The following is a 14,273-nucleotide window of genomic DNA, read 5'->3' on the forward strand; positions in this document are numbered from 1 at the left end:
AAGAACAATGTAAGAACTAATCAAATACTTTTACCGTATCGTATAAAATGCTATTTTTTTACTAATTCAATGATTTGATCAGCTAACTCCATACTTATTCTTTCCTGAGCTTCTTTAGTGTTACCTCCTATATGGGGTGATAATGACAGTTTAGGGTTCATTAATAAGGTGATCTCCGGTTTGGGCTCTTTTTCGAAAACATCCAGAGCAGCACCAAATATTTTATCCTCATTCAATGCATTCATTAAAGCCACTTCATCAATGATTCCTCCTCTTGAAGCGTTTACAATAATTGCATTTTCCTTCATTTTATTTAATTCTTTTTCGCCTATTATGTATTTCTCTTGTTTAGGTACATGAACGGAAATTACATCTGAATTTTTAATAACTTCTTCCATGGGTACTGTTGATATTTCAAAATGTACTTGTTGACCATCAAAGAAATCCAAAGTAATCGTTTTTGTGATATCGTTGACATCAGAAACCAGTACTTTCATTCCAAAGCTCAATCCTATTTTGATTACTTCCACACCTATTCGTCCAAATCCGATTACTCCTAAAGTTTTACCTCCAAGCTCCATTGCTCCGGAGTAAGATTTTTTTAATGCTGCAAAATTAGTATCCCCTTCTAAAGGCATATTGCGATTAGAATCTTGCAAATATCTATATAAAGTGAACATATGTGCAAACACCAATTCTGCTACTGATCTTGATGAAGCGGCTGGTGTATTAATCACATGTATTCCTTTTTCTTTGGCATACTGTACATCTATATTGTCCATACCCACTCCTCCTCTACCAATAATTTTTAGAGACGGACATTTATCTATCAAATCTTTCCTTACTTGGGTAGCACTTCTCACCAGTAAAACATCTATTTTGTTGTCGTTTATAAAGTTAATTAATTGTTCCTGAGCAACTTTATGTTTTAAAACTTCATGTCCTTCTTTTTCTAAAAATTCAATCGCTGATAAAGAAATACCATCGTTGGGTAATATTCTCATATGTATTAATGTTAAAATTTATTAATTATGCGTTTTTTCAAGTTCTTTCATAACGTTAACTAAAACTTGCACTCCTTCTAAAGGCATAGCATTATATATACTAGCTCTATAGCCTCCTACAGTTCTATATCCACCCACACCAACAATATTGGCATCTTTACACATTTGATCAAATATGGCCTTATGTTTTTCTTCATCATTTAAAAAGAAACATACATTCATAAGCGATCTGTCTTCTTTCACACATATACCTCTAAATAAAGGATTTCTATCTATTTCATTATATAATAATTCGGCTTTTTCTTTATTTTTTTTCTCAATTCCTTCCGGACCACCTTGTTTATCTAACCAGCGTAAATTTAATAAGGTAGTATAAACCGCAAACACCGGTGGAGTATTTGCCATGCTGTCTTTTGCAAGGTGTACTTCATAATCTAGGTAAGAGGGCAAATTTCGTCCTGTTGTACCTAATAATGTCTTATCTACTACAACCATAGTAACGCCGGCCGGACCCAGATTTTTTTGAGCACCTGCATATAATATAGCAAATTTATTATAATTTATATTTCTGCTTAAAATATCTGAAGACATATCACAAACTATAGGAATATTGGTGTTAGGAAATGTTTTTATCTCTGTTCCATAAACCGTATTATTGGAAGTGATATGTAAATAATCCGCATCAGAAGGTACAGCATAATCTTTTGGTATATACGTGTATTTATCTTGTTTTGAGGAAGCAATAATCTCTATTTTTCCAATTTTTTCTGCTTCTTTTATAGCCATTGAAGCGAAATTCCCACTATCTACATAAGCCGCTTTTGACTTAAGTAAATTGTAAGGAACCATAGAAAATTGCAAACTGGCTCCTCCTTGCAAATACAATACTTCATGATTATCATCCAACTTCATTAATTTCTTAGCTAAAGCTCTGGCTTCATCCATGATGGCTATAAAATCTTTACTTCTATGAGATATTTCAATTAAAGAGATCCCTTTATTATTAAAGTCCAATACTGCCTGTGAGGCTTGTTGAATAACTTCTTCCGGTAAAGTAGAAGGTCCTGCACTAAAGTTATATTTTTTCATTATTTAATAAATATAATGTGTTTTATCTTATTGAGAAATAAAGTAAATACGTTCAACTTCTTCTTAAGAAGGATGTAAAAAATCTTTTTTAGCGTGTAGTTCTTCGTCGGTTTCAACATGAGCATCATCAGGAACACAACAATCGACAGGACATACAGCTGCACATTGAGGTTCTTCATGAAACCCTTTACATTCAGTACATTTGTCTGCAACTATATAATAAATATCGTCAGATATAGGTTTTTGAGGAGCATCAGCATCAATGGAGAGACCACTTTTTGTAACTACCATACCGGTTAAACCCGTTCCTTCAGACAGTTTCCAATCAACAGCTCCTTCATATATTGCATTATTAGGACATTCCGGCTCACAAGCTCCACAATTTATACATTCATCCGTAATTTTTATAGCCATTATTTAATTTTAATTTACTTTTGTGCAAAATTATACAATTTTTTTCACATATATCATAAGTAAAAATGAGTTTAGATCAAAGAATAAAGTCATTAGTTGCAGTGAGAAACGTTTTAGATCAATTTCTTAATAAAAAGTATGTAGACTCACAAACTTATTCAGAATTTAAAAATCTTATCTCACTTGCAGAGATAAAAAATCCTTGGTTTACTGAAAAAAGCATTCTTTCGGTTTTAACGTATTGGAACAGTGTTCTTACTGAAGAAACGCTTACTAATTGGCTATCTAATTATACGATTAAATTTAATAAATCAAAACCTATTGGACTGGTATTAGCGGGTAATATACCTATGGTTGGTTTTCATGACTGTATCAGTACCCTACTGACCGGTAATCAGGCAAAAATAAAATTATCATCTAAAGATTCAGTTCTAATCCCTTTTTTACTTAATTTATGGAAAGAATTTTGTAAGGATCTGGAATTTGAATTCGTGGAAAAGCTTCCTCATTGTGATGCAGTTATTACTACCGGTACAACCAATACTGCCAGGTATTTTGAATACTACTTTAAAAATATCCCACATATAATACGGAAAAACAGAACTTCTATTGCCATAATTAACGGAAATGAAACAAAGGCAGATTTACTTGGCATAGCTGATGACATATTTACTTATTTCGGATTAGGCTGTAGAAGTGTAACTCAACTATTTATACCGGTAAATTACGATCTTAAACCACTTTTTAATGTTTTTATTTTTTATAAAGATTGTATTAATCATTCTAAATATTCGAATAATTACGAATATAATAAAGCTATATATCTAATGAACCTAGAGAAGTTTTGGGATAATAATTTTATATTACTTAAGGAATCCCGAAATTTGTTTAGCCCTATCGGTACTTTATATTTCAGTACTTATTATGATAATTCAGAGCTTGCAAATTTTATCTCTCAAAACACCGATTACTTACAATGTATTGTTAGTGCTCAACCGTTTGATAGATTTAAAACTGTATTACCCGGGCAGGCACAAAATCCTAAAATAAATGATTATGCGGATGGAGTTGACATCTTAGAATTTCTGACAAATTTATAAGGTGCTTATTTTTAAGATAGAAAAAATTTAGATCTCATATTCTTTTTTTTACATATTTAAATATTTAATAGTATTTTTACTTTTTATAGTATAAAGACAAAATTGTTACTCTTATGAAATCATTACAAGGATTAGGTGTGGCTTTAATTACACCTTTTTACGAAGATGGGTCGGTTGATTTTTCATCATTAGAAAAATTAGTAAATTATAATATAGAAGGTGGTACCAATTATCTAGTAATTTTAGGAACAACTGCTGAAAATGCTACTTTAAATTCAAAAGAAAAAAAACAGGTAATTGATTGCATAAAGAAGAGTAACAACAATAGATTACCCTTGGTATTGGGTATAGGTGGAAATAACACAGCAGATATATTACATCAAGTACGTACAGCCGATCTTGATGATTTTTCGGCAATACTTTCCGTATCACCGTATTATAATAAACCTTCTCAAGAAGGAATTTATCTTCACTATAAAAGTATAGCAGAAAACAGCAGTAAGCCTGTAATACTTTATAATGTTCCTGGAAGGACAGGTTCCAATATTGAAGCAGCTACAACTTTGAGGTTGGCCAATGACTGCAAAAATATCATTGGAATTAAGGAAGCAAGCCCCAATTTTTTACAGTCCACTCAAATTATCAAAGATAAACCAGAAGATTTTATAATAATTTCCGGTGATGATGAATTAGCTTTGCCGATGGTATTAGCCGGAGGATGTGGTGTAATATCCGTTTTGGGTCAAGCCTTTCCTCATGAAGTTTCTCAAATGATGATGATGGGGTTAGACAGGAAAGTGGATCAAGCATATAAAATTCATTATAAAATAAAAAATCTATTTGAATTAATTTTTGCTGAAGGAAATCCTTCCGGCATAAAAGCATTATTATCTCTTAAAGGAATTTGTAAACCTTATACACGTTTACCATTAACTCCTGCGTCTGCTAAACTTATCGATAAATTAGAAAAAGAATTAGAAAAATTATCTATCCTATCTTAAATTTTATTGCAATAAGGGTTTACCTGTCTATTTATTAGCTATTTACTATATCCATCATTTATACCAATAAATGTTATTTATTTGTTTTAAATTATAAAAAGATGTAATTTTGTAGTTAGATGAAAAAAATACCTCTACTAGGTTTATCATTTCTCCTTTTAATTAGTTGTGAGAGAAGATTAAATCAAGCTTTGAAAAGTACTGATAAAAACTTGATATTAAAAGTTGCTGAAGAATATGAACAAAGAAAAAAATATTCTCAAGCCATAAGCTTATACGAATACGCAAACAAATTTATAGTAGGAACAGATGAAGCTCCTGAAGTTTCTTATCGAACCGCATACTTAAATTACCTGGATAAAAACTACAGACTTGCGGCTCATCAATTTAAAAATTTTGTGATGTCGTATCCTAAGGATTCAAGAGCTGATGAAGCAGCATATATGGCTGCTTATTGTTACTATGTAGATTCCCCTGATTATAATCTTGATCAAACTAATACGCGTGATGCGTTAAAAGAATTACAACTATATATTGATACGTATCCTAATTCGGATAAGATTGCAGAATGCAACCGAATGATGGATGATTTGACAAGAAAATTGGAAAAGAAGGCCTTTGAAAATGCTAAAACCTTATACAAAGTAACGGAATATAAGGCTGCCATTATTTCTTTTGATAATGTATTGAGCGATTTTCCGGATACTAAATTGCGTGAAGATATTTTAATTTATTCATTGAGAGCAAAAACAGAATTAGCTGTAAATTCTATACATAGATTGCAAAATGAAAGAATTAACGATGCCGTTAATTCATATAATAATTTCTGCAAATTGTTCCCAAATTCTGATTATTTAGATGAAGCCAAAAGATTAAACAATCGATTGGAGAATGCTAGAATTACTTATCAAAATAAAGAAAATAACATTAATGAAGCAAAAGATCAATCTGAAGATAAATTAAAATCGGCAGAAAAAGAAAGAAAAAATAAAATAAGTTAACTAATTATATACACCAAGTAAAATATGAATTTAAAAGAATTAAATGCTCCCAACACAACCGTTACTTTCAACAGACAACAAATTGAAAGTAAAGTAGGTAACATTTATGAAGCTATAGTGATCATAGGTAAAAGAGCGGAACAAATCAATACTATTATAAAAAATGACTTAAATCAAAAATTGGATGAATTTGCTTCTAACAGCGATTCTCTTGATGAAATATTTGAAAATAGAGAGCAAATTGAGGTTTCTAAATATTATGAAAGATTACCTAAACCTACGTTAATTGCCATACAAGAATGGTTAGATAACGAAGTTTATTTTAGAAAAACAGACGCATAATATCCATTTTTCAAATGTCGGTTTTAGAAGGGAAAAAGATAATAGTAATAATAACGGGTGGCATAGCTGCCTATAAGACAGCTTCCCTTGTAAGACTTTTCGTGAAACGAGGGTGTGAAGTTCAAATCATTATGACCCCCGAGGCTCATAATTTTATAACTCCGCTAACACTATCAACTCTATCAAAAAATCCTGTATATACACAATTTTTTGATGGTAAAACAGGACAATGGAACAATCACGTTGATTTAGCTTTAAGTGCTGATTATATAGTAGTAGCCCCTGCAACTTCTAATACTTTGTCTAAAATGGCAAGTGCTAAAGCTGATAATTTAGCTTTAGCTACCTATTTATCTGCAAAGAATGTTGTTTTCTTTGCTCCTGCAATGGATTTAGACATGTATAAAAATCCATTCAATAAAGAAAATATTGAAAAACTTCAACAAAAAGGAGATATCCTAATTCCTCCTAATAAAGGAGAACTTGCCAGTGGATTGGAGGGAGAAGGAAGAATGGCTGAACCGGAAGAAATTTTAAATTTTATTGAAAATTTCGCAAGAAAAAATTTAATTTTCTATAAAAAGAAAATTTTGATTACAGCCGGTCCTACTTATGAACCTATTGATCCTGTACGATTTATAGGAAATCATTCTTCAGGTAAAATGGGCTTCGAGATAGCTAAAGCATCCGAAAAGTTAGGAGCAGATGTTACGCTAATATCCGGTCCTTGCTCTCAAAAACTTTCCCATTATTCTTCTATTGAAAGAATAAATGTAATGTCTTCTGAAGAAATGTATCAAGCTGTTATTGACTATTATCACAATAATATTGATATTGTTATTATGGCTGCAGCAGTATCCGATTATAGACCTGAGACAATATCTAAAATTAAAATTAAGAAAAATGAAGAATCATTTTCTTTACCTTTAATAAAAAATAAAGATATACTTTTAGAGTTAGGTGCTTCTAAAAGAAATCAATTTCTGGTTGGATTTGCCCTTGAAACTAATAATGAAGAGGAAAATGCTCTTAAAAAATTACAACAAAAGAATTTAAATATGATTGTTTTAAATTCTTTACAAGATAAAGGCGCCGGATTTTCTTACGATACCAATAAAATAACCATTTTAGACAATAAAGGGAATATAGAGTATTTTGATCTTCAAACCAAAGAAAAAGTAGCTGAAAATATTTTAAAATCTATTCATGAAAAAATTAAAACCTGAAGTTATGAAACATATATTTTTATTTACTTTATTGCTGTTATTACCACTTTTTGCTACTTGTCAACAACTATTGGCTGATGTTAATATTAATTTTAGTAAAGTTCAAGGATCGAACAATCAAGTTTTTACTACATTGAAAAAAGATTTGAAAGAATTTATCAATAATACAGATTGGATCCAGGATAAAAAATTGTTAATGAAGGAACGTATTAAATGTTCATTTGGAATTATTATTGATGAAAGGATTTCAACAGATAAATTTAAAGCCACTTTATTAATACAATCCAGCAGACCGGTATATAACTCTTCCTATATAACTCCGGTACTAAATTATCAAGATACCAATTTCACATTTAACTATATTGAATCCGAAAACTTAGTATTTAATGAAACCCGTTTCAGTGGAAAAAATTTAACCGATGTAATTGCATTTTATATTTATATGATTCTTGGATATGATGCTGATACATTTTCCAGATATGGCGGAACTGAATACTTTGATAAAGCTCAAAAAATATCGGATAATTCCATAAATCAGGGATACAATGGATGGAATACTTTTGATGGTCCCAAAACCAGAGGTTCTCTTATTGCTGATATTGTCAATGATAAATCAAAAATGTTAAGAAATATTTCATACAATTATCATCGTTTGGGATTGGATGTGATGTCTTCCAATGAATTACAAGCTAAAACTCATATTGCAACCTATTTAATGAAGTTAAATGAATATTCTTCCAATTATCAGTTTTATCCCTTAGATCTATTTTTAACCGCAAAACGCGAAGAAATAGCAAATATTTTCTCCGGCGGAATTCCGGTTACATCTATTAACATTTCCGAATTAAAAACTCTGTTACAAAAAATAAATCCAATAAATAGTAACGATTACTGGAATAAAATTAAAAATTAAAATTTATGCTATGTCATTTATCAATTCGTAATTATGCATTGATAGATATGCTGGATATTGACTTTCCCTCCGGTATGGTAACTGTTACAGGTGAAACCGGGGCTGGTAAATCCATAATTTTAGGAGCATTAAAATTAGTCTTAGGTGAACGGGCAGATTACAAATCTTTGAAAAATGTCGAAGAAAAATGCTTCGTAGAGGCGGAATTTACGTTGGATAATGAACTATTTGGTAAATTTTTTATTCAAAACGAATTGGATTTTGATTCCAACACAATTATAAGAAGGGAAATATTACCCTCCGGTAAATCAAGGGCTTTTATTAATGATACTCCGGTTACATTAACTATATTACAATCTTTGACCAAAAAGTTAATTGATATTCATTCTCAGTTTGATTCATCAGACCTTATGAATGAAAAATTCCAACTTCATCTATTGGATAATTATTCGGGCACTACCTTAGATTTGAAAGAGTATCAAAATGTTTATCATAAATACGTCTTTGAAAAAAATAAGCTCACCTACTTAAAGGATAAATTGATTTTAGGTAAGGAAGAGATTGATTATAAAAATTATTTATTAGAAGAGTTGATCAACTCCCAATTAGATTCAATCAATTATATTGAATTAGAAAATGAGTTGAATTTAATGAAAAATTCAGAGTATTTAGCTCAAATATTAACTGAAATCAAACAAATTCTTAATAATGATGAACTTGGTGTTTTAAATCAATTACGAGAAATATGTTCCCGTATGGATAAAGGTTCTCAGTATTCTTCCGATTTAATGAAATTATCAGAAAGAATAAGTAGTATTAGGCTGGAGTTACAAGATATTTCTTCTGAATCCGAATTTTTTCTGGAAAAATTAGACTTTAATCCGTTGCGATATGAAGAACTTATGCAAAGAATTGATTTAATTCATTCTTTATATAGTAAGCACAAAGTAAACAGTATAGAGGAATTGAAAGAAATACGTGATTCTTTATCCAAAGATACCTCTGATTTGCTGAATTTGGAAAATCAAATCCTAGCATGTCAAGAAAAAATTAAAGCACTTTCTTCACAACTTGCTAATTTAGCGGAGTTTCTTCACAACATTAGAGCTAAACATATTCCTGAATTAGAAAACAAAATACTTTCAAACCTTTCTTATTTAGGAATGGAAAAATCCAAAATTGAAATTTCCATTCAAAAATCGGATAATTTTACTGTATATGGCACAGACATCGTTCGTATTTTATTTTCCGCAAATGCCGGTATACCTCTACAACCAATAGCTAAAGCCATATCAGGCGGCGAACGTTCTAGAGTTATGTTAGCCATAAAAAAAATTATGTCTGAAAAAGAAGCATTGCCAACTTTAATTTTGGACGAAATTGATACCGGTGTTTCTGGTCGAATAGCAAATGAAATGGGAAAATTAATGCAGCAAATGGCCTCATCCATGCAATTAATTTCCATTACCCATTTACCTCAAGTAGCTGCAAAGGGAAACAGTCATTTTAAGGTTGAAAAAACAGAAAATTCGGGAGAAATTCAAACTCGAATACGTTTACTGAATCACGAGGAAAGAGTAGAGGAAATTGCACAGCTAATAAGTGGTTCAAATATCACTGAAAATGCTAGAAAACAAGCTCTTGAATTACTAAAATAATATTAACTTATTATTTTTTAACATATGTATTAATCCATATTTTCAAAAAACTATAGCAACATTATAGTTGTTGTTTTATTTCATTCAGACATGATATATAGAAATTATACTCTCTAATTCAAATAACACCCAAATAAAGAAATAAAAAAAGGCGAAAAAGGCCGATTACTAGCGCATTTCAGATTGTTTTTACCTCGAAGCCATGAACAAAACAAAAGATACATTAGGATTAATAAAATACCTATGTAGCCAAGCTCCTGCATAACAGGGCAAAACCATGTAAAAACGGCTTAAAATACCGTTTTTTTGTTTTCTTACTATCCCCATTCCTTATACCTTGTTATGTATAACCCGTTTGCATGTTTACAACATACCTGATTTTTAATACAAAAAACATACAAAAAATGATTTGAGTTATAGGAGTATGTGTACAATAATGACACAAAATGGAAAATAAAAAACAAGTATTTCTCACTTTTTATCAGCTTAATAAGAGTGATTTTTGTTTTCTATATTTATCTATAGAATAATACTCATTTAAAAATTGAATTCAAATTTATGCCTCCATAATTTCCTGAGCTCATCATTAGAAAAACAGAATTAGTTTTATCAATTTCTTTTAAATATTTTTCCAATGATATAGAATCACTAAAGACTTTTAAACCACTTTTTTTAAAAGAATTTTTAATTAATTCTTCTGAAATCGGCTCCATTCTTTTAATTTTCAATGCTTCTTCACTATAGAAAACAATTGCTTCATCAGCTTCTTCTAACGAATATTTGTATTGTTTTAAAAATTCAGGATTTAGTGAGCTGTAAGTATGTAATTCTAAACAAGCTACCAGGCGCTTATGGGAAAAATTTTCTTTAACTGCTTTAACTGTTGCCAACACTTTTGAGGGAGCATGTGCAAAATCTTTATATACTATATAATCTTTTGTTTCATATATTTTTTCCAGTCTTTGAGAAGCTCCTTTAAAAGATATAATTGCTTCATAAAATTCTTCATTCTGAATACCTATTTGATTACATACCAGCCGAGCTCCTTCCAAATTCAAAAGATTATGTCTTCCAAATAAGGACAACTGTAATTCTCCCTCAGATGTTTGCAAGTATACTTTTTCATCTCTTATTGCATAACCGGGTGTGTGATAAGGAAATTTTTTTATATAATTATTTGATTGCTCCACAACGTCTACGACTTCTTTATCTTCTTCGTTATAGATTAAAGCACCTCCTTGACTTACGCTACTTACAAAAGATATAAATTGTTGTTTATAAGTTTCAAAAGTTGAAAAAACATTGATATGATCCCAAGCGATCCCACTGATTAAAGCAATATTGGGTTGGTATAATAAAAATTTGGAACGTAAATCTATCGGTGAAGACAAATATTCATCTCCTTCTAATACCATAAATTCATTATGATCTGTTAGTTTAACCATAGTATCAAAACCTTCCAATTGAGCCCCAACCATAAAATCGACATCTACATGATGATAGTTTAGAACATGGAGAATCATAGAGGTTATAGTGGTTTTGCCGTGAGAACCTGCAATTACCACCCGAGTTTTATTTTTAGATTGTTCGTATAAAAATTCAGGATATGAATAAATTTTTAAATTTAATTCTTTTGCTCTTCGAAGCTCCGGATTGTCTGAGTGTGCATGCATACCTAGAATTACAGCATCTAGATCCGCAGTAATCTTGCTTGGAAACCATCCCAGTTGATCCGGTGCAATACCTTGTTTTTTTAATCTTGAAAGAGAGGGTTCAAAAATCGCATCGTCTGAACCTGTAATAGTATAGCCTTTTTGAGCTAAGGCTAAAGCCAAATTATGCATGGCACTTCCACCTATCGCAATAAAATGTATTTTCATTTATCGATATTTTTCAAAACAAAGATACTTTTTTAAACTAAAAATGACAGTTAAATATAGTTGTCTTTTTTTATCTTAGTGATAAATTAAAGCTCAAAGAATGATCTGGTTTTTTCTTCTTCCCTTTCTGCTTCTAATTCCTCAACTGTTTTGACTTTTAAAAAACTTGGATCTTGCTCTATTGCTATCATAATTTTTGCCAGTATTTCATTTGCATTTTCGTTCTCATAATCTATCTCCAAAGGGGCTTTAAATGTCATTTTAGGTTCAACTCCCCGTTTTTTTACTATCAGACCTTTTTTATCAAAAGCCCTTCTAAATCCATCGATTACAACCGGAATTACAATGGGCTTATTTTTTTTAATAATTTTTGCAGCCCCTCTTCTACCGGGAGACCAAGGGGTTACGGTACCTTGTGGGAATGTAACTACCCATCCACTATTCAAAGCCTTCAAAATATTATCAATCTCACTCATATCCACTATTCGGTTTACATTTTTGCCGGCATCTCTCCAGGTTCGTTTTACGGTTATAGCACCGGCCAAGGAGAATAATTTTGCTAGTATTCCCTTATTCATGGTTTCTTTTGCCGCCACATAATATAGATCTATTTTGGGGTCTAACAGATATATGGGATTTTTAATTGTGTCAATATAGCCATGCTTTACGGCCCCAAATACATGGTACATAGCAAATACATCCGCAAAATAGGTTTGATGATTGGATACAAATAATACATTGGTATCCGGGAGTTTTAAAAGATTTTCTGTTCCTTTAAGTTTCAATTTATTAAATCCGTTGAACCTATTATAAGATATTACCCCAAAGGTAAATATGAGAAATCTTTTTAGGACAAACCAGTGACCAAATGCATCTCTAAATATTCTTTTCTTCTTCTTTCCTTTTTCCATTTTTTCATCCAGATTTTAAAAATTGCAAATTTATTACTTTTTAAAATTATAACTTGTTTTGTCCATTTCATTATAAAATATAATGACTTCACAAAATTATAATTTATATGCAGAATTTTTGTTAATTAAATATTAATTAAAATATATGCATTTTACAATTTGTCAATTAATTATTACTATATAAAAGTCTATTTTTACACAATAATATTATTTATATCTTATTAATTATTGATAAATAAATTTTTTATTATTTACTCAATTACTATATTAATTTCAATTAAATCGTATTAAAATTAAATGAATAAAAAAAATTATGATATATAAATCTTGAATTACAAAATCTATTTCTTCGAGGTATAATAAAATTCAGATCTAATTTTCTATTTAAAATTTTATTAGACTATTTTAATATAGAAGATCATAGTTCGGTCTAATACCTATCCATTGATATAAAATATCACTAATTTGCTGCCTCATGGCCTGATTCATATTTTTGATTCTAGCAGATGCGTGGTTAGCTCCGACAAGTTCCAATATAATGGAATTGGTATTGTGTGTAGGTATAACTTTTGTGGCACTCCAGGTGTCCAATTCTCCATAAATGTATATGAAATTATTCCCATTAGAATTTAACCAATTTTTTAAGTTCGCATTGAGTTTCGACGAAAAAGTTATTTTTCCAGCTTCTTTAGGTGGAAATACTGCCAAAGGATTTTCATTAAAATAATTTAAATAGTCTTTAAATGGTGAAACATCATAACCGTAATATCCCATTTCCACGGCTGCCTGATAATAATGGGGGGCATATTGTTTTATTTCCTGATCACTAAAAAAACTTATATCAACTGAATTAATAAGATAATCTACTCCTTGGGCAATATCGATTAATTGAGATATGGAATCACATGAATATCCCCATTGCCAAAATGAAAATGGATATTCCAAAACAGTATATTCAAATGCTTTGCCTATTGATCCTACATAATTATATGTAAGACCTTTCATATCAGAATATGCTTTTACGTATTTTAACGCTTCTTCTTCATTACGTAGTAAAAACAGTTGAAAATCTTTAATTTTTTTTCTGCATTTTTCAGTACCCACATGGTCTAAAAAATCATATATTCTGGGATCTTCTAGTGAATAATTTATGGGAGCCACATAAGGAATAGATACATCTACGTCCTCCGGAAAAAAATACCGATAATAGATTGTTGTTTGGCCACCTTTACTAATACCTGTACTTATCCATTTTTCTCCATATATTTTTTTAAATATTTCATTTATATGATGTAAATCATGAGCTACATTATTAAGAGTCAAATATTTCCAGCTAAAAATGATTGAATCGGGTGTGGACTCTCCAAAATATCTATGTTCTATATTTAAGAAATTTGAATTTAATATTTGCTGTAACTCGTTTTTAACATTATACATCTGATAACCTTGCGTGTCCATTACCATGGGATTATTAAAACCTGTATGCGTCAAGATGACCTGTTGGTTAAAATAATTTTTAAGCGGATCCGACCAATCTAAGGGTTGTTTAATTGATAATTTATATTTTAAGGGACCACCTTTTAAAGTTTCTATTTTTTCAAATGTTAAATCTTGTTGTTTTGATAAAAATTCTTCTAGTTTTTTCCTGTCTGATTCTTGACCTGATAAAATATAAAAGGAAAATAGTATAATAATGAATAAATGTATTCTTTTCATATTAACATATATTAAATG

The 14,273-nt window shown here is 30.2% G+C and carries 13 protein-coding genes; 7 read left to right on the top strand and 6 right to left on the bottom strand.

Annotation, left to right across the window (positions count from 1 at the left end; all coding sequences use genetic code 11):
• Window positions 1-50: 50 nt before the first annotated feature.
• The 3 genes from ASC36_RS01435 to ASC36_RS01445 form a co-directional block, all read right to left on the bottom strand.
• Complete coding sequence (locus ASC36_RS01435) at window positions 51-1,004, bottom strand: D-2-hydroxyacid dehydrogenase (protein ID WP_055424708.1); 954 nt, start codon at window positions 1,002-1,004, stop codon at window positions 51-53.
• Between the two features lie 21 nt (window positions 1,005-1,025).
• A complete protein-coding gene (serC, locus tag ASC36_RS01440) occupies window positions 1,026-2,093 on the bottom strand; it encodes a 3-phosphoserine/phosphohydroxythreonine transaminase (RefSeq protein ID WP_055424709.1) in 1,068 nt (355 codons plus the stop codon).
• Between the two features lie 63 nt (window positions 2,094-2,156).
• Entirely contained in the window at window positions 2,157-2,507 is a 351-nt protein-coding gene (locus ASC36_RS01445) for a 4Fe-4S dicluster domain-containing protein (RefSeq protein ID WP_055424710.1), read from the bottom strand.
• Between the two features lie 65 nt (window positions 2,508-2,572).
• Here ASC36_RS01445 and ASC36_RS01450 point away from each other — a divergent pair, with 65 nt between their 5' ends.
• From ASC36_RS01450 to recN, 7 genes are all read left to right on the top strand, one after another.
• Window positions 2,573-3,607, top strand: coding sequence for an acyl-CoA reductase (locus ASC36_RS01450; protein WP_055424711.1), 1,035 nt, complete (start codon window positions 2,573-2,575; stop codon window positions 3,605-3,607).
• 113 nt (window positions 3,608-3,720) lie between these two features.
• Window positions 3,721-4,608 (top strand): 4-hydroxy-tetrahydrodipicolinate synthase, encoded by an 888-nt coding sequence (gene dapA, locus ASC36_RS01455; protein ID WP_055424712.1) that lies wholly within the window; start codon window positions 3,721-3,723, stop codon window positions 4,606-4,608.
• Window positions 4,609-4,727: 119 nt separating this feature from the next.
• Window positions 4,728-5,609: an outer membrane protein assembly factor BamD gene (locus ASC36_RS01460; RefSeq protein ID WP_055424713.1), complete on the top strand. Its 882-nt coding sequence runs from the start codon at window positions 4,728-4,730 to the stop codon at window positions 5,607-5,609.
• 24 nt (window positions 5,610-5,633) lie between these two features.
• Window positions 5,634-5,951, top strand: coding sequence for a DNA-directed RNA polymerase subunit omega (locus ASC36_RS01465; protein ID WP_055424714.1), 318 nt, complete (start codon window positions 5,634-5,636; stop codon window positions 5,949-5,951).
• 14 nt (window positions 5,952-5,965) lie between these two features.
• Window positions 5,966-7,177, top strand: coding sequence for a bifunctional phosphopantothenoylcysteine decarboxylase/phosphopantothenate--cysteine ligase CoaBC (coaBC, locus tag ASC36_RS01470; RefSeq protein ID WP_055424715.1), 1,212 nt, complete (start codon window positions 5,966-5,968; stop codon window positions 7,175-7,177).
• Window positions 7,158-8,090, top strand: coding sequence for a type IX secretion system protein PorD (gene porD / locus ASC36_RS01475; RefSeq protein WP_245630716.1), 933 nt, complete (start codon window positions 7,158-7,160; stop codon window positions 8,088-8,090). Before coaBC ends, porD begins: the two co-directional genes overlap by 20 nt.
• Window positions 8,091-8,095: 5 nt before the next feature.
• Complete coding sequence (gene recN / locus ASC36_RS01480; protein ID WP_073961180.1) at window positions 8,096-9,748, top strand: DNA repair protein RecN; 1,653 nt, start codon at window positions 8,096-8,098, stop codon at window positions 9,746-9,748.
• Between the two features lie 533 nt (window positions 9,749-10,281).
• Here the strand turns inward: recN and ASC36_RS01485 are convergent.
• From ASC36_RS01485 to ASC36_RS01495, 3 genes are all read right to left on the bottom strand, one after another.
• Complete coding sequence (locus ASC36_RS01485) at window positions 10,282-11,628, bottom strand: UDP-N-acetylmuramate--L-alanine ligase (RefSeq protein ID WP_055424717.1); 1,347 nt, start codon at window positions 11,626-11,628, stop codon at window positions 10,282-10,284.
• 86 nt (window positions 11,629-11,714) lie between these two features.
• The gene (locus ASC36_RS01490) at window positions 11,715-12,539 is read right to left on the bottom strand and encodes a lysophospholipid acyltransferase family protein (RefSeq protein WP_055424718.1); all 825 of its coding nucleotides are present in this window, start codon (window positions 12,537-12,539) and stop codon (window positions 11,715-11,717) included.
• 405 nt (window positions 12,540-12,944) lie between these two features.
• Window positions 12,945-14,255, bottom strand: a complete 1,311-nt coding sequence (locus ASC36_RS01495) for a S28 family serine protease (protein ID WP_055424719.1) — start codon at window positions 14,253-14,255, stop codon at window positions 12,945-12,947.
• Between the last annotated feature and the right edge of the window lie 18 nt (window positions 14,256-14,273).

Origin of the sequence: Apibacter mensalis, assembly GCF_001418685.1 — a bacterium.
GTDB lineage: Bacteria > Bacteroidota > Bacteroidia > Flavobacteriales > Weeksellaceae > Apibacter > Apibacter mensalis.

Bases quoted from the DNA above. Each gene is read 5' to 3' on its own strand.
- ASC36_RS01435 (WP_055424708.1), bottom strand. From the start codon at position 1,004: ATGAGAATATTACCCAACGATGGTATTTCTTTATCAGCGATTGAATTT.
- serC (WP_055424709.1), bottom strand. From the start codon at position 2,093: ATGAAAAAATATAACTTTAGTGCAGGACCTTCTACTTTACCGGAAGAA.
- ASC36_RS01445 (WP_055424710.1), bottom strand. From the start codon at position 2,507: ATGGCTATAAAAATTACGGATGAATGTATAAATTGTGGAGCTTGTGAG.
- ASC36_RS01450 (WP_055424711.1), top strand. From the start codon at position 2,573: ATGAGTTTAGATCAAAGAATAAAGTCATTAGTTGCAGTGAGAAACGTT.
- dapA (WP_055424712.1), top strand. From the start codon at position 3,721: ATGAAATCATTACAAGGATTAGGTGTGGCTTTAATTACACCTTTTTAC.
- ASC36_RS01460 (WP_055424713.1), top strand. From the start codon at position 4,728: ATGAAAAAAATACCTCTACTAGGTTTATCATTTCTCCTTTTAATTAGT.
- ASC36_RS01465 (WP_055424714.1), top strand. From the start codon at position 5,634: ATGAATTTAAAAGAATTAAATGCTCCCAACACAACCGTTACTTTCAAC.
- coaBC (WP_055424715.1), top strand. From the start codon at position 5,966: ATGTCGGTTTTAGAAGGGAAAAAGATAATAGTAATAATAACGGGTGGC.
- porD (WP_245630716.1), top strand. From the start codon at position 7,158: ATGAAAAAATTAAAACCTGAAGTTATGAAACATATATTTTTATTTACT.
- recN (WP_073961180.1), top strand. From the start codon at position 8,096: ATGCTATGTCATTTATCAATTCGTAATTATGCATTGATAGATATGCTG.
- ASC36_RS01485 (WP_055424717.1), bottom strand. From the start codon at position 11,628: ATGAAAATACATTTTATTGCGATAGGTGGAAGTGCCATGCATAATTTG.
- ASC36_RS01490 (WP_055424718.1), bottom strand. From the start codon at position 12,539: ATGGAAAAAGGAAAGAAGAAGAAAAGAATATTTAGAGATGCATTTGGT.
- ASC36_RS01495 (WP_055424719.1), bottom strand. From the start codon at position 14,255: ATGAAAAGAATACATTTATTCATTATTATACTATTTTCCTTTTATATT.